The 22166-nt window shown below is 62.8% G+C and carries 15 protein-coding genes and 1 pseudogene; 10 read left to right on the forward strand and 6 right to left on the reverse strand.

The window, feature by feature from the left end:
• Nucleotides 1-394: 394 nt before the first annotated feature.
• On the reverse strand, nt 395-649 hold the full coding sequence (locus KHO31_RS05145; protein WP_211622848.1) for a hypothetical protein: 255 nt from the start codon (nt 647-649) through the stop codon (nt 395-397).
• A 310-nt stretch (nt 650-959) separates the two neighbouring features.
• Nucleotides 960-1355 (reverse strand): annotated as a pseudogene (locus tag KHO31_RS05150) (transposase); the annotation flags it as partial.
• A 409-nt stretch (nt 1356-1764) separates the two neighbouring features.
• On the opposite strand from KHO31_RS05150, the gene KHO31_RS05155 reads away from it, so the two are divergent.
• From KHO31_RS05155 to truB, 9 genes are all read left to right on the forward strand, one after another.
• Nucleotides 1765-2667 carry a LysR family transcriptional regulator gene (locus tag KHO31_RS05155; protein WP_201084046.1) on the forward strand — a complete coding sequence of 301 codons (903 nt, stop codon included), beginning with the start codon at nt 1765-1767 and terminating at the stop codon, nt 2665-2667.
• Between the two features lie 131 nt (nt 2668-2798).
• A complete protein-coding gene (locus tag KHO31_RS05160) occupies nt 2799-4022 on the forward strand; it encodes a pyridoxal phosphate-dependent aminotransferase (RefSeq protein ID WP_211622849.1) in 1224 nt (407 codons plus the stop codon).
• A 350-nt stretch (nt 4023-4372) separates the two neighbouring features.
• The gene (gene scpB / locus KHO31_RS05165) at nt 4373-5440 is read left to right on the forward strand and encodes an SMC-Scp complex subunit ScpB (protein ID WP_201084048.1); all 1068 of its coding nucleotides are present in this window, start codon (nt 4373-4375) and stop codon (nt 5438-5440) included.
• Nucleotides 5441-5504: 64 nt separating this feature from the next.
• Nucleotides 5505-7388, forward strand: a complete 1884-nt coding sequence (gene rluB, locus KHO31_RS05170) for a 23S rRNA pseudouridine(2605) synthase RluB (protein WP_201084049.1) — start codon at nt 5505-5507, stop codon at nt 7386-7388.
• Nucleotides 7389-7910: 522 nt separating this feature from the next.
• The gene (gene rimP / locus KHO31_RS05175) at nt 7911-8369 is read left to right on the forward strand and encodes a ribosome maturation factor RimP (RefSeq protein WP_074286020.1); all 459 of its coding nucleotides are present in this window, start codon (nt 7911-7913) and stop codon (nt 8367-8369) included.
• Entirely contained in the window at nt 8366-9841 is a 1476-nt protein-coding gene (gene nusA / locus KHO31_RS05180) for a transcription termination factor NusA (RefSeq protein WP_201084050.1), read from the forward strand. The genes rimP and nusA overlap by 4 nt, the downstream gene beginning before the upstream one ends.
• A 94-nt stretch (nt 9842-9935) precedes the next feature.
• Nucleotides 9936-12896 carry a translation initiation factor IF-2 gene (gene infB, locus KHO31_RS05185; protein WP_201084051.1) on the forward strand — a complete coding sequence of 987 codons (2961 nt, stop codon included), beginning with the start codon at nt 9936-9938 and terminating at the stop codon, nt 12894-12896.
• A gap of 199 nt (nt 12897-13095) precedes the next feature.
• On the forward strand, nt 13096-13461 hold the full coding sequence (rbfA, locus tag KHO31_RS05190; protein ID WP_120292913.1) for a 30S ribosome-binding factor RbfA: 366 nt from the start codon (nt 13096-13098) through the stop codon (nt 13459-13461).
• 90 nt (nt 13462-13551) lie between these two features.
• A complete protein-coding gene (gene truB, locus KHO31_RS05195; protein WP_201084052.1) occupies nt 13552-14487 on the forward strand; it encodes a tRNA pseudouridine(55) synthase TruB in 936 nt (311 codons plus the stop codon).
• A 217-nt stretch (nt 14488-14704) separates the two neighbouring features.
• Here the strand turns inward: truB and KHO31_RS05200 are convergent, their stop codons facing one another.
• The 4 genes from KHO31_RS05200 to KHO31_RS05215 form a co-directional block, all read right to left on the reverse strand.
• Nucleotides 14705-16267: a DHA2 family efflux MFS transporter permease subunit gene (locus KHO31_RS05200; RefSeq protein WP_211622851.1), complete on the reverse strand. Its 1563-nt coding sequence runs from the start codon at nt 16265-16267 to the stop codon at nt 14705-14707.
• 34 nt (nt 16268-16301) lie between these two features.
• The gene (locus tag KHO31_RS05205) at nt 16302-17528 is read right to left on the reverse strand and encodes an EmrA/EmrK family multidrug efflux transporter periplasmic adaptor subunit (RefSeq protein WP_211622852.1); all 1227 of its coding nucleotides are present in this window, start codon (nt 17526-17528) and stop codon (nt 16302-16304) included.
• 76 nt (nt 17529-17604) lie between these two features.
• Nucleotides 17605-19113 (reverse strand): efflux transporter outer membrane subunit, encoded by a 1509-nt coding sequence (locus KHO31_RS05210; RefSeq protein ID WP_201084055.1) that lies wholly within the window; start codon nt 19111-19113, stop codon nt 17605-17607.
• Between the two features lie 49 nt (nt 19114-19162).
• Complete coding sequence (locus KHO31_RS05215; protein ID WP_201084056.1) at nt 19163-19678, reverse strand: MarR family winged helix-turn-helix transcriptional regulator; 516 nt, start codon at nt 19676-19678, stop codon at nt 19163-19165.
• A gap of 318 nt (nt 19679-19996) precedes the next feature.
• On the opposite strand from KHO31_RS05215, the gene typA reads away from it, so the two are divergent.
• Nucleotides 19997-21823: a translational GTPase TypA gene (typA, locus tag KHO31_RS05220; protein ID WP_201084057.1), complete on the forward strand. Its 1827-nt coding sequence runs from the start codon at nt 19997-19999 to the stop codon at nt 21821-21823.
• Nucleotides 21824-22166 lie beyond the last annotated feature (343 nt).

Raw genomic sequence — 22166 nt, forward strand, 5'->3', positions numbered from 1 at the left:
TGAGAGGCGACCCGCCGACCGGCCGTGGATAACTCCTGGACATCAGTTCATGGCGTCCACAAAACGGGGAGTTCGCGAAAGGCCTTGACAACTTCCTGCTCATAGAAGGGGACTTGCACCCCCTAGCTGTTGCGCATGCTCGGCGCACCAAAAAAAAGCCCGTATCGCAAGGATACGGGCGTACCGGAATTACTACTGCCACGCTGTGCTAATGGCGTTGAATCAGACTGACGCGGCGCCGGGTGGTTCCCCGAACGTTCAATTCGTCATGCAGCGCATTGCCTTGCAGCTACCGTAGGCGCTCTACCTGTAGCCGACAACCGCAGCGGTCCCACTACACACGACTGGCACGATTTGACAGCACTCGGCGGTTCATGATCGCGGCGACGCATGCCTAGCGGTTGCGTGCGGGATCCTCGCGCGGCGGTTCCGGCCGCGCGCGTACATTGCTCGCGATATCGCCGCGCAAGTCGCCTCGCGGCACGGGCGGCGTGAAATCGCGGCTGCGTGTTTCATTTTGCTGCCAGGCTTCGGCGGTGGCCGTGTGATCCGGCCGCCAGTTCCTGCCTTGTGGGCGCTGCTGTGCGAGCGCCGGTGCGGCCATTGATGAAACGACAATGCCGCACAGAAGCAGTGACATTGGTTTCATGCTGAGCTCCCGTCAAGCCGATCGACTCAAGGCCTGTTTGCATACACATACGGTATGCCGAGTAACGAAAGCACGCTGTAAGCAATAGTAAATGGATGTTTCACCGGCAACTATCGAGCCGCTGCGGGCAGCTGAAGCGAGTTGATAGGAAGATCGGTGAAGCGGGAAGGGACGACTGTGCTGGGCGCGCCGAGGAGCGGTGCCCATTGCAGGTCGGTCGGGCGTCGACATACGACGCACGGCGGGCGCCCGGAGGCCCGGATAAACGCCGGGCGCCCGCAGGCGCCCGGAGGCAAAGCAATTCGCGTCAGGCCATCTTGACCGGCGCGCGCCACGATTCCGGATTGGTCCAGAATGCGCCACGCAGGCGGTCGCGGCTCGGCGGTGCCGGCGGTTTCGCTGCGGTCGCGCCAATGCGCCCGCGCAGCGAAATTTCACGGCCGCTCGTGCCGAGTCGCTTAACTATTTCGGCGAGCGTACCATCGGCTTGCCATTCGTCGAAGCGACGGCGGCAAGTCGGCGGCGACGGATAGCGGCCCGGCAGTTTCGACCAGCCTTCACCCGTCGACAGCACCCAAAGCACAGCGTTGACAACCGCGCGTGCTTCCACGCGTGGCCGACCGCGCCGTTCGCTCCGTGCTGGCTCCGCACAGAACAACGCCTCGACCAGCGCCCACTCGTTGTCTCTCAAATCGTCGAACAGCATCATGTTTCACCTCAGCGAAGCTAACTCCGGTGCGCTGCCCCGCGCCGCGCACTCTCCATGCACTCGATAGGCGAGTGCCAAGGGGGGTCGGGCTTGCCACGAGCTGCTATTCAGTCAGAAGTCATGGCGCCGACCCTGTGTGCATGTAAATGCAGGAAGTGTGCCAAGTTAAGTCCAACCACCTGAAAGCCCTGTGACAGCGGGCCAGCGCGGGCGCTAGCTAGGGGCGTATAAGAATCCAAAAAACCCATCTCGCAAATCGGGACAATCACCAATCTTGTGCAATCAAGCCCGACCAGCGTGCGTTTGCGCCTTATTGCTGCATTGCAGCGAGATCACTAAACACGGCTGTGGTGCGGCATTTCGCCATACAATGCGCATCAAATGGAGTTATTGATGAGGTTGGTAAATGAATGTGACGCTGCGTCAGCTAAGGGTTTTCATTGAGGTCGCCCGCTTGCAGAGCTTCAGCCGGGCCGGCGATGAGATCGGCCTGACGCAATCGGCGGTCAGCCGCTGCGTACGCGAGCTGGAGGGGGAGATCGGTCTGAAGTTGATCGACCGCACTACGCGCGAGGTGCAGCTAACGGATGTCGGCGGCAATCTGGTATCGAGCGTGTCGCGCCTGCTGACGGATCTGGATGACGCGTTGCGCGAGATCCGCGAAATCGGCGAGCAGCGCCGCGGACGCGTGGTGGTGGCCGCGAGCCCGACGGTCGCCTGCCGGTTGATGCCCGGCGTGGTGGCGTCGTGCGGGCGCCAGTTTCCCTACATCACATTGGGTTTGCGCGACGACGTGCAAAGCGACGTGGTGCGCAAGGTGAAGTCGGGCGAGGTCGATTTCGGCGTGATCATCGGACCGTTTTCCGCCGACGACCTGTGGAGCGAATCGCTGATGACGGATTCGTTTTGCGTCGTGTCGCGCGATGACCACCCCTTGGCGGCGCAGGAGCGGGTGGCATGGACGGACCTCGAGGGTCAGCAGCTTGTCATGCTCGATTACGCATCAGGCAGCCGGCCGATCATCGACGCCGTGATGCAGGAGTACGGCGTGAGCGCCACCGTGGTGCAGGAGTTGGGGCATTCCGCGACCGTTTTTGGGCTGGTCGAGGCGGGTGTCGGTGTGAGCGTGCTGCCATGGCTGGCGCTGCCGCTGCCGGCGGGCGCCTCGCTGGTGGCGCGGCCGCTTGTGCCGCGTGCCGAGCGCACGGTTGAACTGGTGCGGCGGCGCGACCGCTCGCTGTCGCCGGCGGCGGAGGCGGTATGGGGCCTGATTCGTCAATTGCCGGCGCGGGCTGAGGATTTGAGCTGATGCGTGCACGGGGCACGCGTCGTCACCTCGTGACTTCGCCGTCCCAAAAACAGGCGCCGCGCTAAACTGTGGCGCTCCGCCAAGCGTCAGCCTTGACCCATTACCTGTCTATCACCCGTCTGGAAGCCTCGATGAGCGAATCGGATCTGCCTGTGCCCTCCGTCCCCAACGCGCGCGATGCCGTGCGCGCACTGCGTCCTTCGCAGATCCGTGAAGTCGCGAATGCCGGTTTCGGCGTCGCAGACGTACTGCCGTTCTGGTTCGGCGAGTCCGACCGGGTGACCCCGGCCTTCATTCGCGACGCCGCGAGCGCCGCGTTGGCCGCCGGCGCCACTTTCTACACGCACAACCTCGGCATTGCGCCGCTGCGCGCGGCGCTCGCGGAGTACGTCAGCGAGTTGCATGGGACAACCTCGCCCGATCACATTGCGGTGACGAGCGCCGGTGTCAACGCGCTGATGCTGGCCGCCCAGCTGGTAGTGGGCGCGGGTGACCGTGTCGTCGCGGTAACGCCGCTGTGGCCGAATCTGGTCGAGATTCCCAAAATTCTGGGCGCGCATGTGGAAACCGTCGCGCTGGGCTACGGCGAGCGCGGCTGGCAGCTCGATCTCGAGCAGCTGCTGGCGGCGCTGACGCCCGGCACGAAGATGCTGCTGATCAATTCGCCGAATAATCCGACCGGCTGGGTGATGAGTCGCGACGAGCAGCGCGCCGTGCTGGCGCATTGTCGTCGCCACGGTATCTGGATCGTCGCCGATGAAGTCTACGAGCGTCTTTATTATGCGCACGCTGAACCTGGCGCAGGCGACGCCCATTCGCGCACAGCGCCGTCGTTTCTCGATCTGGCCACGCGCGACGAGCGCGTGATCTGCGTGAATTCGTTTTCCAAGGCGTGGCTGATGACCGGCTGGCGGCTCGGCTGGATCGTCGCGCCAGCCTCGCTGATGGACGATCTGGGCAAGCTGGTCGAATACAACACGTCGTGCGCGCCGGATTTCGTCCAGCAGGCGGGGATCGCGGCCGTCCAGCAGGGCGAGCGCTTCACGCAGGAACTGGTGCTCGACCTGAAGGCGTCGCGCGACTATCTGGTGCGGGCGCTGTCCAGCGTGCCGGGTGTCGACGTGAAGGCGCCGCCCGGGGCGATGTATCTGTTTTTCTCGATGCCGGGTGCGTCGCGCAGTCTCGAGTTATGCAAGGCCTTGGTGCGCGAAGTGGGTCTGGGCGTGGCGCCTGGCAGCGCTTTTGGCCCGCAAGGCGAGGGCTTCGTGCGCTGGTGCTATGCCTGCGACACGGCGCGGCTCGATGCGGGTGTCGAGCGGCTTAAGCGGTTCCTGGCGCAACACGGCACGCATTGAGCCGCGGCGGAGCGGGCTGCCGGCCCGGTTTGAAGGCCTATTTCGGCCCGATGCCCGTGCATTTCGGCCTACTTTTCCGCGAAAGCTCGCGGGCGAAGCCAAAGCTAAAGAATGCGCCGGGGATTTCGTCTTTACGCACCGATTGTTTTTGCGTAATATGGCGCTCAGTCACGCGATTCCTTTCAGGAACATCGCTGCTCCGTCCGGCTGGGTTTGGCTCGATTGCCTGTTTCGCCTCCCCCCGGTGCGTGCTCCCATCAATATGACCGATCAGAATCGGGCGAGCGCGTCTTCAGTTCCACATCGTCTGTTTGATCCGGTTCTTTGACCACAGGGTCTGACCTAGCTGCATGAATACCCAAGAGGCGAAGATCGTCCTCGAGACTGCCTTGATCTGCGCGCAGGAGCCGTTAAAGCTCGGCGACTTGCGCAAGCTCTTTGCCGACGGCGTGTCGGCAGACACTGTTCGGAATTTGCTCGAAGACCTCAAGCAGGATTGGTCCGGGCGCGGTGTGGAGTTGGTCGGGCTGGCTTCGGGCTGGCGATTTCAAAGCAAGCCCGCGATGCGTTCGTACCTGGATCGATTGCATCCTGAGAAGCCGCCGAAATATTCGCGCGCGGTGCTCGAGACGCTCGCGATCATTGCGTACAGGCAACCGGTCACGCGCGGCGATATCGAAGAGATTCGCGGCGTCACGGTGAACACGCAGGTCGTCAAGCAACTCGAGGATCGCGGCTGGATCGAAGTGATCGGCCATCGTGATGTGCCAGGCCGCCCGGCGCTGTACGCGACCACGCGGCAATTTCTCGACGACCTCGGTTTGAAGGCGCTCGACGAATTGCCGCCGCTCGCCGATCCGTCGGCGCAGTTGAACGCGGATCTGCTCGGTCAGCATGCGATCGAATTTTCCGAGATCGAGGCCGCACAGGCGTTGGCGCCGGGCGAAGAGGCCCCGCTCGAAGAGCAGGCGGACTCCGCCCTAGGCGAGACAGCGGGAACGGAAATCGCCGGCGAACACGCCGAAGAGCACCAGGTACCGGTCGATCAGGTGCCGCAGGCGGAGTCGACCGAAGCAAACGAGGCAGCTGAACCTGCCGAGGCACTACATGGCGCGACGGATATCGCGCCCGCACCCGAGTCGCAACAGGATGCTGTAGCCACTGCTGGGCAAGAATATGCCGAATCGGCAAACGTTGAGCCGCAGGCCGGCGCCGCCGAGCCTGCACTGAATCACGATCCGGTCTCCCAGACCGATCTGGCAATACCCGCGCACGACTCGGGCGTACTCCGCGATACGGAGCACGCCGCCGAGCCGAACCCGACCACGGCGGCGCACGGCGATCCTGAGGATCGTCGCGATGCGGCGCAGGACGCAGGCATTCTGACCGACGACGAACCTGAGTCGCGCAGCGCCTGACGTAACCGAACTTTTTTTGCCGCGCCCGCAATGGGCGCGCGCGACCTGACATTTTGAGGTTGTTTTGACACATACCCACGACACCGATTCGTCCGAATCCGAGCGCGCCGTGCCGTCGGCGCGCGCCGACGAAGCGCGCACCACGCAAGCATCGGCAGGCGAGGGCGAGCGCCCGGCGCAGACCACGGAAGCAGACGGTGAAGACCGTCCGCGTCGCGGCCTGCGTCGCGGACCGCGCAGCCTGATCGCGCGCCGCCGCGCCGGAGCGAAGACGAAGGGCGCCGAAGGTGCGCCCGCGCAAGGAGCGCCGGTCGTCACTGAAGCGCCGCCGGACGGCGAGGTGGTTGCGCAGGTGCGCATGCCGCGCAAGGATGCCGGCGCCAAGGGCCCGCGCCGCAATGCGGGTGGCGCGAAGCGCGAGGGTGGTCAACGCGAAGGCGGACCTCGCGAAGGTCAGCGTGAAGGCGGTCGCGGTGAGCGTCAGCCGCGCGAAGGTGGTCAGCGTCAGAATCGCCGGGGCAGCGAAGCACCGGTGGCAGCCGCGACTGAAGCGAGCCCGGACGATCTGTTCTCGTACGTCACCTCGCCCGCATTCGATGCGGACAACAGCGCCACCGGCGGCGTGCGCGCCCCGATGCTGCGCCGTGGCAAGCCGGCCGCGCCCAAGCGTGTACTCGCCGCGGACGACGACGCACCGAAGCTGCACAAAGTGCTGGCCGAAGCCGGCATGGGCTCGCGCCGCGACATGGAAGAATTGATCGTCGCCGGCCGCGTGTCGGTGAACGGCGAGCCTGCCCACATCGGCCAGCGCATCATGCCGACCGACCAGGTTCGCATCAACGGTAAGCCCGTCAAGCGCAAGCTGGCCAATAAGCCGCCGCGCGTTCTGCTGTATCACAAGCCGACCGGTGAAATCGTCAGCCACGCCGATCCGGAAGGCCGCCCGTCGGTGTTCGACAAGCTGCCGCCCATGAAGACCGCCAAGTGGCTCGCGGTCGGCCGCCTCGATTTCAACACGGAAGGTCTGCTGATGCTGACCACCTCGGGCGATCTGGCAAACCGTTTCATGCATCCGCGTTACAGCGTCGAGCGTGAATATGCGGTGCGCGTGGTCGGCGAGCTGGCTGAAGGCATGCGTCAGAAGCTGTTGCACGGCGTCGAGCTGGAAGACGGTCCCGCGAATTTCCTGCGCATCCGCGATGGCGGCGGCGAGGGCACCAATCATTGGTATCACGTCGCGCTCGCCGAAGGGCGTAATCGTGAAGTGCGCCGCATGTTCGAAGCCGCCGGGCTGATGGTCAGCCGCCTGATCCGTACGCGTCACGGCCCGATTTCGTTGCCGAAGGGACTGAAGCGCGGTCGCTGGGAAGAGCTCGAAGACAATCAGGTGCGCGCGCTGATGGCGTCCGTCGGCCTGAAGGCGCCGTCGGAAGAAAAGGGCGGTCGCAGAGAGGCGCCGGAGCGTAAGCAGCCGGATCCGATGCAAACGTCGATGGGCTTCATTAGCCGCGAACCGGTGCTGATGTCGCATGGCCGTTTCGACCAGCAGCAGCCGCGCGGTCAAGGCCGCCGCGGTGCGGCGGGCGGCGGCTTCGGCGGCGGTGCGGGTGGTGGTTTTGGTGGTGGCGCCAGCGGCTACGGCAATCGCGGCGCTGGGCGCAGCGCAGGTGGTTTCAGCGGCCCGATGGGCGGCGGCGCGCCTGGTCCGCGTGGTGGCCGTGGCGGTGACGTCGACGGCAATCGCGCGCCGTCAGGTGGTGGCAATCGTGCGGGCGGCGGCGCTCAGCGCGCTGGCGGCCCTGGCGGCAATCCGGGTACGGGCGGGGGCGGTCGCGGGCCGGGCGGCAATCGTGGCGGTAACGCCAACCGCGCCGGTGGTGGTAACGCCAACGTGGGCGGTGCGAATCGTGGCGGCGGCGCGCCGCGCGGTCGCACGCGTGGCCGTTAAGCAGCAGGTGATGTAAGCATGACGGTTGGGCGGCTGATCGTTTCTCAACGATTTACGCGCCGCCACCGTCAGAATCGATCGACGAGCGCCGCGGATTTCATGTAGCGCATAAAACCGCGGAGTGTGCATAAGTAGGGGCAGAGTTTTCTGGCCCTGCTCGTCCGGCGTGGGTCTGGGCAGGCGCAGGCCGCCTTGCAAAAGGCCCGGAGCGTCGCCACATCGTTGAAAGATTCCCATGAAATCAAGCGGAAATGCGCTTCGCGCGGCGTTCTGCGGTTTGCGTTTGTCCCGAAAAATGGCTACAATCGCGGAGTCGCTGGGCGTGCGGCTTTTCATGTGCGGCTCAGGTGCGACCACCGGCAATAAGATGATGGGCGTTTAGCCCATTTTTTTTTGCCGCTCAGTTCTAAGTGGTTCGGCATCTCGGGTAGCACGAACGTGCGCCGGCTTGGCGCGCGGCCCGCATTGGTGTTTGCAGACAAACCCGGCAGGTCTCGCCGCGCGAACATCTTAGAGGGCACTGTGCAACTGACGGAACTGATTGAAACCACGGTCGTGGGACTCGGCTACGAGCTCGTCGATCTCGAGCGCACCGGGCGCGGCAGTTTGTGTATTTACATCGACCAGCCGGCCGGCATCGCGATCGAAGACTGCGAGAAAGTCACGCGTCAGCTCCAGCACGTTCTGACGGTCGAAAATATCGATTACGAGCGGCTTGAAGTGTCGTCGCCGGGTCTCGACCGCCCGCTGAAAAAACTGGCGGATTTCGAACGCTTCGCAGGCAGCGAAGTGGTAATCACATTGAAAAAGCCATTGGACGGACGGAAATCGTACCGGGGCATTCTGCATGCTCCGCAAGGCGAGACGATCGGTCTGGAATTTGAAGGGAAGGAAGGCGCCGCGATGCTCGATTTCACCGTCGCGGATATCGATAAGGCACGCCTCGTTCCGAAAGTTGACTTTAGGAGCCGCAAACAATGAGTCGCGAAGTGTTGATGCTGGTGGATGCGCTGGCACGCGAGAAGAACGTCGACAAAGACGTGGTATTTGCCGCGCTCGAGGCGGCCCTCGCTTCGGCCTCCAAGAAACTCTTCGAAGAAGATGCGGATATCCGCGTCCAGATCGACCGTGAAAGCGGCGAGCACGAAACGTTTCGCCGCTGGAAAGTGGTGCCGGACGAAGCTGGCCTGCAAGAGCCGGATCAGGAAATCCTGCTGTTCGAAGCACGCGAACAGAAGCCGGAGATTCAGCTCGACGAATACATCGAAGAACCGGTGCCGTCGATCGAATTCGGCCGTATCGGCGCGCAGGCTGCCAAGCAGGTGATCCTGCAGAAGGTGCGCGACGCGGAACGCGAGCAGATCCTGAACGACTTCCTCGAGCGCGGCGAGCACATCATGACCGGCTCGGTGAAGCGCCTTGATAAGGGCAACTTCATCGTCGAAACCGGCCGTGTCGAAGCGCTGCTGCGCCGCGACCAGCTCATTCCGAAGGAAAATCTGCGCGTGGGTGACCGCGTGCGCGCCTATATCGCCAAGGTCGATCGCACCGCTCGCGGTCCGCAGATCGAACTGTCGCGTACGGCGCCCGAATTCCTGATGAAGCTGTTCGAAATGGAAGTGCCGGAAATCGAACAGGGTCTGCTGGAAATCAAGGCGGCGGCCCGCGATCCAGGCGTGCGCGCCAAGATCGGTGTGGTTGCTTACGACAAACGCATCGATCCGATCGGCACCTGCGTCGGTATCCGCGGTTCGCGTGTACAGGCGGTGCGTAACGAGCTCGGTGGCGAAAACGTCGACATCGTGCTATGGTCGGAAGATCCCGCACAGTTTGTGATCGGCGCGCTCGCGCCGGCAGCCGTCCAGTCGATCGTCGTCGATGAAGAAAAGCATTCGATGGACGTCGTCGTAGACGAAAACGAACTGGCGGTCGCGATCGGCCGTAGCGGCCAGAACGTGCGTCTTGCCAGCGAACTCACCGGCTGGCAGATCAACATCATGACGCCGGACGAATCTGCGCAAAAGCAGAATCAGGAACGCGGTGTACTGCGTGACCTGTTCATGGCGCGTCTCGATGTCGACGAAGAAGTTGCCGACATCCTGATCGACGAAGGCTTTACGAGCCTCGAAGAGATCGCTTATGTGCCGCTCAACGAAATGCTCGAAATCGAAGCATTCGACGAAGACACCGTTCACGAACTGCGTAACCGCTCGCGCGATGCATTGCTGACGCAGGCGATCGCAAATGAAGAAAAGGTCGAAAATGTAGCGCTCGACCTGAAGAGCCTGGACGGCATGGATGCCGACCTGCTCGCCAAGCTTGCCGAACATCAGATCCAGACGCGCGACGACCTCGCCGAACTGGCTGTGGATGAACTGGTCGAGATGACCGGAATGGAAGAGGATGCCGCTAAGGCGTTGATCATGAAAGCACGTGAACACTGGTTCCAGTGAGAAATGACCATGGCGCACTAAATTGACCGCGGCCGTTAGGCCGCATGACAAGATGCTAACCGCAAGGAATCGGTCCTTGCATTAAGAGGAATGAATGGCGAGTAACAACGTAGCCCAATTTGCCGCGGAACTGAAAATGCCTGCAGGCGTGCTCCTTGAGCAGCTTCAGGCAGCAGGCGTCACTAAAGCGAGCGAAGACGACAGCTTGTCCGAAACGGACAAGGCGCGTCTGCTCGACCACTTGCGCAAGTCTCACGGCTCGACTGATGCGGACAAGCGCAAGATCACGCTGACGAAACGGCATACGTCGGAGATCAAGCAATCCGACGCGACGGGCAAAGCTCGCACCATTCAGGTCGAGGTGCGTAAGAAGCGCACTTTCGTCCGCCGCGACGAATCCGCCGCTGAAGGCGGCGATGCATCGAATCATGTGGCCGAGGCCGATGTCGACGATCTCGAACTCCAGCGTCGTGAAGAGGAAGCTCGTCACGAAGCCGAGCTGCTCGAAAAGCAGGCTCAGGAGCTGAAGGCGCGTCAGGAACAACTCGAACGCGAAGAAGCCGAACGTCAGGCGCGCGAACAGGCTGCTGAAGCCGAGCGCCGTCGTGCGGAAGAAGAAGCGGCGAAGAAGCGTGCGGCGGCTGCGGCCGAAGCAGCGGCTCGCGAGCAGGCTCAAGCGGCGAAGCCGGCTGCCCAGCCGGCGGCTGCGAAGGCTGAAGCGGTAGCGGCCAAGGCTGCGGAGCCGGTTGCTGCCAAGGAAAGCGAGCAGGACGACGAGCGCGCTGCGGCAGAACGCGCGGCACAACGCGAAGCGGCGAAGAAAGCGGAAGACGCAGCGCGTCAGGCCGCCGAGAAGACGCGCGCCGAGCAGGAAGAAATCAGCAAGCGTCGCGCGGCGGCAGAAGCCGAAGCGCGTGCGATTCGCGAAATGATGAACACGCCGCGCAAGGCGCAGGTCAAGGCGCCGGAACCGGCACCGAAGCCCGCTGAGCCGGCCAAGGCCGCGGAAGCCAAGGGCACGCTGCACAAGCCGGCACGTCCGGAAGGCGCAGCGCCGGCACGTCCGGCAGCCAAGAAGCCGGCTGCTGCGGCTCCGGCTGCAACGACCACGCCGGCCGCTGGCGACAAGAAGAAGCCGGGCGGCGGCAAGGGCGGCTGGCAAGACGACGCAGCGAAGCGCCGCGGTATCAAGACGCGTGGCGATTCGAGCGGCGGTGTCGATCGCGGCTGGCGCGGTGGCCCGAAGGGCCGCGGCAAGCATCAGGATCAGAACACCACGTTCCAGGCGCCGACCGAACCGATCGTGCGTGAAGTGCACGTGCCGGAAACCATCACGGTCGCCGATCTGGCGCACAAGATGGCAGTGAAGGCATCGGAAGTCATCAAGTCGATGATGAAGCTCGGCCAGATGGTCACGATCAACCAGATGCTGGACCAGGAAACGGCGATGATCATCGTCGAGGAACTGGGCCACCATGCGGTTGCGGCCAAGCTGGACGATCCGGAAGCCATGCTGGTCGAAGGCGAAATCACGGATGCAGAAGCACTGCCGCGTCCGCCGGTCGTCACGGTCATGGGCCACGTCGACCACGGTAAGACGTCGCTGCTCGACTACATCCGCCGCGCCAAGGTGGCAGCGGGCGAAGCGGGCGGGATCACGCAGCACATCGGCGCCTATCACGTCGAAACGCCGCGCGGCGTCATCACGTTCCTCGACACGCCGGGCCACGAAGCATTTACGGCCATGCGTGCCCGTGGTGCGAAGGCAACCGACATCGTGATTCTGGTGGTCGCAGCCGACGACGGCGTGATGCCGCAAACGAAGGAAGCGATTGCCCACGCGAAGGCTGGCGGCGTGCCGCTCGTCGTCGCGATCAACAAGATCGACAAGCCGGATGCGAATCCGGACCGCGTCAAGCAGGAACTTGTCGCGGAAGGCGTCGTGCCGGAAGAATACGGTGGCGATTCGCCGTTCGTGTCGGTGTCGGCTAAAACCGGCGCGGGTATCGACGAGTTGCTGGAAAACGTGCTGCTGCAAGCCGAAGTGCTGGAACTGAAGGCACCGGTCGAAGCACCGGCCAAGGGTCTGGTCATCGAAGCGAAGCTCGATAAGGGTAAGGGTCCGGTTGCAACGATCCTGGTCCAGTCGGGTACGCTGAACCGCGGCGACGTGGTGCTGGCAGGTAGCGCTTACGGTCGTGTGCGAGCCATGCTCGACGAAACCGGCAAGCCGACCAAGTCGGCAGGTCCGTCGATCCCGGTTGAGATTCAAGGTCTGTCGGAAGTACCGCAAGCAGGCGAAGAAGTCATCGTCATGCCGGACGACCGCAAGGCGCGTGAAGTCGCGTTGTTCCGTCAAGGCAAGTTCCGCGACGTCAAGCTGGCCAAGCAACAGGCCGCGAAGCTCGAGAACATGCTGGAACAGATGGGCGAAGGCGAAGTGGCGTACATGCCGCTCATCGTCAAGGCCGACGTGCAAGGTTCGCAGGAAGCTTTGGTGCAGTCGCTGCTCAAGCTGTCGACCGACGAAGTCCGGGTGCAGATCGTGCACGGCGCAGTCGGCGGCATCAGCGAGTCGGACGTCAACCTGGCTACGGCTTCGAAGGCGGTCATCATCGGCTTCAACACCCGTGCGGATGCACAGGCGCGCAAGCTGGCGGAAACCAACGGCGTCGATATTCGCTACTACAACATCATCTATGACGCAGTAGATGAAGTGAAGGCTGCGATGTCGGGCATGCTGGCACCGGAGAAGCGCGAAGTCGTGACGGGTACGGTCGAAGTGCGTCAGGTCTTCAAGGTACCGAAGATCGGTGCGGTGGCCGGCTGTATGGTCACGGACGGTTTCGTCAAGCGCTCGTCGTCGGTGCGCGTGCTGCGCAACAACGTTGTCATCTTCACGGGCGAGCTCGATTCGCTCAAGCGCTTCAAGGACGACGTCAAGGAAGTCCGTCAGGGCTTCGAGTGCGGTATGTCGATCAAGAACTTCAACGATATCGTCGAAGGCGATCAGTTCGAAGTCTTCGAAGTTACCGAAGTCGCGCGTACGCTGTAATCACGCGGCATTGGCTCAACGGGCGGAGCGGGCTTAAGCGCCCGGTCCGCCCGTTGTCTTTGGGCCGGCGCATTTCGCGTATTGCGCCCCGCGGTGGATTGCTGTCGCGATCAAGCCGCTTTGTCGCCGTCCCGGCAACAACCGCCACGGCTCGCGCGAACAACTTTATTGCATCCGTCAGACGGATCACACAAATACCATGCCTAAAAAACGTTCTTCCCCCAATCGCAACGTGCAGATCGCCGATCAGATCCAGCGCGACCTGTCCGAGCTGTTGCGCGAGGTCAAGGATCCGCGCATCGGCATCGTCACGATTCAAAGCGTCGAGCTGACGCCCGACTACGCGCACGCGAAGGTGTACTTCACGACGCTGACCGGCGACCCGCAACAGACGCTCGAAGCGCTCACGCACGCGGCCGGCCATCTGCACAATCAGTTGTTCAAGCGCCTGCACATCCATACCGTGCCGACGCTGCATTTCCATTACGACCAGACGATCGAACGAGCCGTCGAAATGTCCCGTCTGATCGACGAGGCGAACGCCAATCGCGCGAAAGAAGACTGAGCGCGCTGCACTGCGGTTCTGGTTGCACTGCCTCAGTTGCCGTTTTTTTAGCGCTGTTTCCGACCACTTCGAAGACCCTGTCTTTCTGACATGACCGCACCTCAACGCCCCCGCGTGCCGCGTCGCGCGCTCGACGGCGTGCTGCTGCTCGACAAGCCGCTCGGCCTGTCGAGTAACGACGCGCTGATTCGTGCGAAGCGTCTCTACCTGGCCAAAAAGGCGGGCCACACCGGCACGCTCGATCCACTCGCCACGGGTCTCTTGCCGCTGTGTTTCGGCGAAGCCACCAAGTTTTCGCAAGATCTGCTCGAAGCCGACAAGACCTATGAGGCCACCATGCGCCTCGGTATCCGCACGACCACCGGCGACGCCGAAGGCGAGCCGATCGACACGCGCGATGTGACGTGCGATCAGGCTGCGGTCCAGGCGGCGATGCAGAAGTTTCTCGGCGACATCGTCCAGGTCCCGCCGATGTATTCGGCGCTCAAGCGTGACGGCAAGCCGTTATACGAGTATGCACGCGCTGGTCAGACGGTGGAGCGGGAAGGGCGTCAGGTGACGATTCACGCGCTCGACATGCTTGCTTGTGCGTTGCCTGACGTGACGTTTCGCGTCATGTGCAGCAAAGGCACGTATGTGCGCACGCTCGCTGAGGATATCGGCGAAGCGCTCGGTTGCGGTGCGCATCTGGTCGCGCTGCGGCGCACCGGCGTCGGCGCGCTGACGTTGGAGAATTCGGTGACGCTCGACGCGTTGTCCGATGCGACGGAGAGCGAGCGCGATACGTGGCTGCAGCCGGTCGATGCATTGCTGTCCACCTTCCCGCTCATCACCCTGGACGAAGACGCAACGCGTCGCTTCATGCACGGTCAACGTCTGAAGCTCTCCGAGTTGACGATCACCGGCGACGCTGTGAATGCGCCCCGTGTACGCGTATATGCAGCAGAAGGGCGTCTGCTTGGCGTCGCGAAGCAAGGCGAGGGTGTATTGGCGCCCGAGCGATTGGTGGTCACCGCGGAGAGCTAGTTCGCCGGTCAGCCTGCGAACCTGCTAGCGCGCCAGCCTCAGCTGGGTTTGTGGGACGGCATGCGGCCGGTGCATAGACAACGCGGGTATCGACACGACATGCCACGCACAGGTAACCCATCCCGGCACCACGAGCTACAAACAAAAGGCGGGACCGCTACCCAGCGGTCCCGCCTTTTTTTCACACTATCTGCTGCTGAGGAAAGAGGCTAGAGCCTCAATGCGCCGCCGCAGCCGCCGCACCCGCATCGCCACCGGCGCGTTCCGGCTTTGCCATCCAGATCAGCGCGATCAGCGCGACAAAGATCCCTGCCGATACAAAGAACAGATCATTCACGCCCAACTGCGCGGCCTGCTGCGTAGCCATCGTATTGAACAGGCCATACGCCTGCGGCTGACTGTAGCCCGCCGCACCCATCTGGCGGATCGACTGATCGAACACCGGGTTGTAAGCACTCGCCTGTTCGGCCAGTTGCGCATGATGCATGATGGTGCGGTGATCCCACGCGGTCTGGAAAATCGATGTGCCAATACCGCCGCACATGATCCGCACGAAATTCGACAAGCCCGACGCAGCCGGAATCCGGTTGCCTGGCAAACCCGACAGCGTGATCGACACCAGCGGGATGAAGAATCCGGCCATGCCGATCCCCTGAATCAACGTGGGTAGCAGCAATGAATACGTATCGACGCCGGTCGTATAACGTGAGCGCATCCAGAAGCACAGCGCGAACACGAGGAACGACAAGGTCGCGATATAGCGCGGATCGGTGCGGGGCAGGACCTTGCCGGTGATCGGCGACAGCAGCACGGCGAACAGGCCGACTGGCGCCATCACGAGGCCCGCTTCGGTGGCGGTGTAGCCGATATCGGTTTGCAGCCACAACGGCAACAACACCAGGTTGCCGAAGTAGAGCCCGTAGCCGATCGACAACGCAATCGTGCCGCTTGTGAAATTGCGCCGGCTGAACAGCGACAGATCGACCACCGGATGCTCGGCAGTCAATTCCCAGACGATAAAGAACGCGAGCGAAATCACCGCGACGAGTGCCAGCACGACGATGGTGGTCGAGGAGAACCAGTCGAGGTCCTTGCCCTTATCGAGCATCACCTGCAGCGAGCCGACCCAGAGGATCAGCAGGCCGAGACCGACGCCGTCGATCGGTGCTTTTTTGATGACCGAATCGCGGTTGCGGAAGATCATCCACGTCGCTGCCGCGGCGATCGCGCCGACCGGAATGTTGACGTAGAAAATCCACGGCCACGAGATGTTGTCCGAGATCCAGCCGCCAAGAATCGGCCCGGCCACGGGTGCGATCAGCGTGGTCATCGCCCACATCGATAAAGCCATCGGCGCTTTGGCGCGTGGATAGCTGGCGAGCAGCAGCGTTTGCGACAGCGGGATCATCGGGCCGGCCACTGCGCCTTGCAGCACGCGCGAGGCAAGCAGGAACGGCAGCGTTGGCGCGAGGCCGCACATCCACGACGAGATCACGAACAGAATGATCGACGCCATGAACAGCCGAACCTGGCCGACACGCTCGGTGAGCCAGCCGGTCAGCGGCACGGAGATCGCGTTGGCGACCGCGAACGAGGTGATTACCCACGTGCCCTGGTCGGACGACACGCCAAGGTCGCCCGAAATGGACGGGATCGACACGTTCGCGATCGACGTGTCGAGCACGTTCATGAACACGGCGAGCGACACCGCGATGGTGCCGATCACCAGCTGCGCGCCCTCGAGCGGCGGGTGAGGGACTTGCGCCTGAGCCTGAGCCATTAATAAAGAAGCCTTGTATGAATCGTGGCGCGGCTTACATCAGCTTCGCGGCGGGCTTGGCCGCGGCCGCCTGAGCCGGCTTCAGCGTGCCGCCGTTCGGACCGGCATTTTCCGAAATGATGCGGGCGATTTCCGCGTCGGCCTGGTCACCGTACTTTTGGAACACGTTGGTCTGGTAGACCGTGTTCGGCGCTTCGCCGAGCTGGCCGCCGCTTTGATCCTTGATGCTGACGTCGGCTTGCATCGACAGGCCGATACGCAGCGGATGCTTTTCAAGTTCCTGCGGGTCGAGCGCGATCCGCACCGGCAGACGCTGCACCACCTTGATCCAGTTGCCGGTCGCGTTCTGCGCGGGCAGCAGCGAGAACGCCGAACCCGTGCCCGCTGAGAAGCCGACCACCTTGCCGTGGTACACCACCGACGAACCGTACACGTCGGCGGTCAGTTCGACCGGCTGGCCGATATGCATGTACTTCAGCTGCACTTCCTTGAAGTTCGCGTCGACCCACACGCCGCCCAGCGGCACGATGGCCATCAGCGGCGTGCCCGGCGACACGCGCTGGCCGACCTGCACCGAGCGCTTCGCGACGTAGCCCGTGACCGGCGCCGGCAGGTTGTTACGCGCGTTGTTCAGGTACGCGTCGCGGACCTTCGCGGCGGCGGCCTGCACGTTCGGGTGATTCGCAATCGTGGTGTTGGCGGTCAGTGCGCGGTTCGACGCCAGTTGTTGCTGGGCAGCGTCGACAGACGCTTGCGCGCTCTTCACGGCGTCGCGGGCGTGCGAGATTTCTTCCGCCGACACGGCGCCAGTTTGCGCGACCGTCAGGCGGCGCTTCAGGTCGTCCTGCGCGCGCGACAGATCGGACTGACGCTGGGCAACTTGCGCCTGGTATTGATTGTCGTCGGCGAACAGGCCCCGGACCTGGCGAACCGTCTGCGCGAGATTCGCTTCGGCCTGTTCGAGCGCGACGCGCGCGTCGGCCGGATCGAGCACGACGAGCGGGTCGCCGGCCTTGACGGTTTGCGTGTCGTCCGCGTTCACGGCGATAACCGTGCCGGTGACTTGCGGCGTGATCTGTACGACGTTGCCGTTCACGTACGCGTCATCAGTGTCTTCATGGAAGCGCGCGACGAGGAAATAGTAAAGGCCGTAGGCGATCGCGGCGATCAGGATCACGATGACGAGCAGCGTCATCATGCGCTTGCGTTTGCTGTTGTTCGCCGATTGTGCGGGGGCCGCGGGCTGCTGGGGGGTGCTCATTGATGTGCTCCGGGTTCTCTCAAGCGTCGTCGTTTATTCGGATGTTCGTGCGAGTGTGGATCGCGTCGATGTGGCTTCAGTTTGCAGCGGCCGTCGCGGCGGTGGCCGATGCCGGGGCATCGGTCGGCACGACGAGGCCCGTTTGCGTTGCGTCGAAACCGCCACCGAGCGCTTTAATGAGGCCGATCTGCAAATCGCGGCGGCGCATCTTCAGGCCCGTCACCGTCTGTTCGGCGGCGAGGCGGTTCTGGTCGGCGGTCAGCACCTGCAACTGGGGCGACAAACCAGCCTTGTAGCGGATCACCGCCAGCTGATAGGCCTTGGTCGACGCGTCGAGCGCGCGCTGTGCGTCGCCCGATTGCTGGTCGATGGAACGGATCGACGACACTTGCGTTGCGACATCCGAGAGCGCACTGATCAGCGTCTGGTTGTAGTTGGCCACGTCGAGGTCGAAATCTGCGTAGCGGCCCTTCAACTGTGAGCGCAACGCGCCGGCGTCGAAGATCGGCAGGTGAATTGCCGGGCCGAATTGCATCTGGCGGCTGCTGGATTTGAGGAAGCGGCCCCAGCCGAATGCATCGAAGCCGAAACCGGCCGCGAGGTTGACGTCCGGGAAGAACTCGGCTTTCGCTTCTTTCACGTCATGCATCGCGGCTTCGACCTGCCAGCGCGCGGCGACGATATCCGCGCGGCGGGCCACGAGGTCGGCAGGCAGGTTGTTCGGCAGCGCCACCGTGTTCCCGTTCGTCAGAACCGGCTTGGCGATCTGCAGGCCGCGATCCGGACCCTTGCCGAGCAACGCGCCCAATTGATAGCGCACGACGATGATCTGGCCGTCGAAATCGGTCAGGTTCTGCTGGCTGGTCGCAATGTTGCCGTTCGCGGTTTCCCGTTCGACGTTGGTATCGAGGCCGGCGCTCACGCGGCCGTTGGTGATGCGGCTGACATCCTGGCGGTTGGCGATTTCGCGTGCGGCGATGTCGCGGAACGCGTACAACTGGGCGAGCTGGTTGTACGTGCTCGCCACAGATGCGGCGAGCGTCACGCGCGCCTGCTGCATGTCGGCTTCAGCGGCTTTTTCCTGCGACACGGCCTGGCCCAGACGCTGGCGGTTCTTGCCCCACAGGTCGAGATCCCACGACGCGCTCGCCAGCACGTTGTTCTCGCTATACCAGGTGCCGCCATAGGGAGGCGGGTAGAGCGCATTCTCCGAGAATAGCTCGCGGGTCCACGAATAGCTGCCGTTGACCTTGGGGTACAGCGCCGAGCGCGAGCTTTCGATGTACGACGACGCCTTGGCGAGACGTGCTTGAGCCTGCGCGATCGACGGACTGCCTTCCAGGGCTTCGGCAATCAGCTTGGGCAGTTGCGGGTCGCCGAACTGGTTGGCCCAGTCGAGCGACGGCCACTGGCCGCTCTGGCCGGGCAGGCTATGGGCTGACTCGTACTGAGCCGGCGACGAGATCTGCTTGTCGCTCTTCATACCGAAGTAGTTCGCGCACCCCGTAAGGGCGAGCGCCGTCACCGCGGCGGCGACAGCGGCCCGGCTCGAAAGCGCGGGCGCGGACAGGGAAAGGGATTTCATCGCTCGACTCTTTGAGTGGAATGTAATGATGGACGCTGCAAGCAATTTATTACGATTTGCTGTCAAAATTGCTTGCTGCATCACGGGTTAGTCCCGTATGTTCGCCGGAATTGACGAGTACGCGGCGCAGCATGCTCTTCAGGAAGCCCACTTCCTCGGGGGTGAAACCGCCCAGCAGACTGTCAATTACGCCATTGAAAATGGCGGGCATTTTGGCCGCGATCGCATGACCTTCCGGCGTCAACGCCAAGCGTACGACCCGCCGGTCTTCGTTGCTGCGCACTCTGGTCAGCAGGCCGCGCTTCTCCAACCGGTCGACCAGACGCGTGACGGCGCTTGCGTCAATGCCGTATTCACGCGCCAGTTCGGCCGCCAGCAGGCACTTGCCGCTCGCTACCATGAACAGGATGCTGCCTTGCTGGCTGGTGATGCCCAGTTCGGCCATGCTGCGCTGGGTGATCAGGTTCGACATCGTCGATTTCACTCGCGAGAGCAGATAGCCGACGCTTTCGCCTAGCTGATATACGCTCAGCTCTGAGTCGGGTGTTGAGGACGGATCCGTCATGATTCTCGTGCGAATGCAATGGTTGACTAGGCAGGATTATAGGGGTCGGTTGATTGACGCGGCAAGCGTTATTACAGCTTAGGCAAGGATCTTTTCCCGCTCAAGACAGAATGCGTGCGGCTTTGCGTAGGCTATTGCCAAAGCAGGGCGGTCTCATTTCCTACGCACCGCTGCATGGAAGACGCAGGGCCTATCAGGGAATACCAGAAAGCTCCATTTGGGCGTGCTACAATATTGGGTTCCCAAAAGTGCGCTTTGGGCTTTGTTGGCTTCGTACACAATGCTGCTGCTGGCGCACTCAACTGTCTCCAGGTTCCTATGACTCGCGCCCTACGCAACATCGCCATCATTGCCCACGTCGACCACGGCAAGACCACGCTCGTCGACCAGCTCCTTCGCCAGACCGCCACGTTCCGCGACAACCAGCAGGTTGTCGAGCGCGTGATGGACTCGAACGACATCGAAAAGGAACGTGGCATCACGATCCTGTCGAAGAACTGCGCGGTCGAGTACGAAGGCACGCACATCAACATCGTCGACACGCCGGGCCACGCCGACTTCGGCGGTGAAGTGGAGCGCGTGCTGTCGATGGTCGACTCGGTGCTGTTGCTGGTCGACGCAGTCGAAGGCCCGATGCCGCAAACGCGCTTCGTGACCAAGAAGGCGTTGGCGCTCGGCCTCAAGCCGATCGTCGTGATCAACAAGGTTGACCGGCCGGGCGCGCGGATCGACTGGGTGATCAACCAGACCTTCGACCTGTTCGACAAGCTGGGTGCAACTGACGAACAACTCGACTTTCCGATCGTCTACGCATCGGGTTTGAACGGCTATGCCGGCCTGACGGCGGACGTGCGCGAAGGCGATATGCGCCCGCTGTTCGAAGCCGTGCTGCAACACGTGCCGGTTCGCCCGGCTGATCCGGCAGCGCCGCTGCAACTGCAGATCACGTCGCTGGATTACTCGTCGTACGTCGGCCGTATCGGCGTAGGCCGCATTACGCGTGGCACGATCAAGCCGGGCATGTCCGTCGCCGTGCGTTCGGGTCCCGATGGCGCGATCCTGAATCGCAAGATCAATCAGGTCCTGTCGTTCAAGGGTCTGGAGCGCGTCCAGGTGGAGTCGGCTGAAGCCGGCGACATCGTGCTGATCAACGGTATCGAAGAAATCGGTATCGGCGTGACCATTTGCGCACCGGAACAACCGGAAGCGCTGCCGATGATCACCGTCGACGAACCGACTCTGACGATGAACTTCCTCGTCAATTCGTCGCCGCTGGCCGGCCGCGAAGGCAAGTTCGTCACGAGCCGTCAGATTCGCGACCGCCTGATGAAGGAACTGAACCACAACGTCGCGCTGCGCGTGAAAGAAACAGGCGACGAAACCACGTTTGAAGTGGCAGGCCGCGGCGAGCTGCACCTGACCATTCTGGTCGAAAACATGCGCCGTGAAGGCTACGAGCTGGCCGTGTCGCGTCCGCGCGTGGTGATGACGGAAGTCGACGGTGTGAAGCATGAGCCGTACGAAAACCTGACGGTTGACATGGAAGACGGCCATCAGGGTGGTGTGATGGAAGAGCTGGGCCGCCGCAAGGGCGAAATGCTCGACATGGCGTCGGATGGCCGTGGCCGTACGCGTCTCGAGTATCGTATTTCGGCGCGTGGGCTGATCGGTTTCCAGGGTGAATTCCTGACGTTGACGCGCGGTACGGGGCTGATGAGCCACACGTTTGACTCCTATCAGCCGGTCCGGGAAGGTGGTGTCGGCGAGCGTCGTAACGGCGTGCTGATTTCGCAGGACGACGGCGCGGCAGTGGCGTACGCACTGTGGAAGCTGCAGGATCGCGGCCGTATGTTCGTGTCGCCGGGCGAGCCGCTGTACGAAGGCATGATCATCGGCATTCACAGCCGTGACAACGACCTGGTCGTGAACCCGATCAAGGGCAAGCAACTGACCAACGTGCGTTCGTCGGGTACGGACGAAGCGGTGCGCCTCGTGCCACCGATCCAGATGTCGTTGGAATACGCGGTTGAATTCATCGACGACGACGAACTGGTCGAAGTCACGCCGAAATCCATCCGTCTGCGCAAGCGTTACCTGAAGGAACACGAGCGCCGCAGCGCCAGCCGTAAGGGCGCAGTGGACTAAATCGGCACTGGCCCTAATCCTGGGCAAGCGGCTCGATGTCAGGCAAAAGCCACCTCCGGGTGGCTTTTGCCGTTTCTGGCGCTTATTCGCTTTGCGTGTAGTTGCCCGCAGTTGGCCGTCTGCTTGTCGTGTTTGTCCCCGTTTTTCGCAGAAGTCTGTTGCGAGTCCTGAAAACCCGGCCGAAAGCCCGTCGTAAAAGGCTTGAGCGGCAATCCGTCTGCTATCTGCACTATCCGTTCTGTGATATGCTCCCCGGGTGCAAAGTTTTAGGTCCTTCCAAGCAAGACTTGATTCGCGCAATCCGCTAAACGGTCAGGCCGTGTCGCGGAAGGTTCTGTAACCC

It is taken from the genome of Paraburkholderia domus (genome assembly GCF_905220705.1).
GTDB classification, from domain to species: Bacteria; Pseudomonadota; Gammaproteobacteria; order Burkholderiales; family Burkholderiaceae; genus Paraburkholderia; species Paraburkholderia domus.

Excerpts from the sequence above, each read along its gene's own strand:
- KHO31_RS05215 (WP_201084056.1), bottom strand. The coding sequence starts at position 19,678 with ATGACGGATCCGTCCTCAACACCCGACTCAGAGCTGAGCGTATATCAG.
- truB (WP_201084052.1), top strand. The coding sequence starts at position 13,552 with ATGACCGCACCTCAACGCCCCCGCGTGCCGCGTCGCGCGCTCGACGGC.
- rbfA (WP_120292913.1), top strand. The coding sequence starts at position 13,096 with ATGCCTAAAAAACGTTCTTCCCCCAATCGCAACGTGCAGATCGCCGAT.
- KHO31_RS05160 (WP_211622849.1), top strand. The coding sequence starts at position 2,799 with ATGAGCGAATCGGATCTGCCTGTGCCCTCCGTCCCCAACGCGCGCGAT.
- scpB (WP_201084048.1), top strand. The coding sequence starts at position 4,373 with ATGAATACCCAAGAGGCGAAGATCGTCCTCGAGACTGCCTTGATCTGC.
- nusA (WP_201084050.1), top strand. The coding sequence starts at position 8,366 with ATGAGTCGCGAAGTGTTGATGCTGGTGGATGCGCTGGCACGCGAGAAG.
- infB (WP_201084051.1), top strand. The coding sequence starts at position 9,936 with ATGGCGAGTAACAACGTAGCCCAATTTGCCGCGGAACTGAAAATGCCT.
- KHO31_RS05200 (WP_211622851.1), bottom strand. The coding sequence starts at position 16,267 with ATGGCTCAGGCTCAGGCGCAAGTCCCTCACCCGCCGCTCGAGGGCGCG.
- KHO31_RS05145 (WP_211622848.1), bottom strand. The coding sequence starts at position 649 with ATGAAACCAATGTCACTGCTTCTGTGCGGCATTGTCGTTTCATCAATG.
- typA (WP_201084057.1), top strand. The coding sequence starts at position 19,997 with ATGACTCGCGCCCTACGCAACATCGCCATCATTGCCCACGTCGACCAC.
- KHO31_RS05155 (WP_201084046.1), top strand. The coding sequence starts at position 1,765 with ATGAATGTGACGCTGCGTCAGCTAAGGGTTTTCATTGAGGTCGCCCGC.
- KHO31_RS05205 (WP_211622852.1), bottom strand. The coding sequence starts at position 17,528 with ATGAGCACCCCCCAGCAGCCCGCGGCCCCCGCACAATCGGCGAACAAC.
- KHO31_RS05210 (WP_201084055.1), bottom strand. The coding sequence starts at position 19,113 with ATGAAATCCCTTTCCCTGTCCGCGCCCGCGCTTTCGAGCCGGGCCGCT.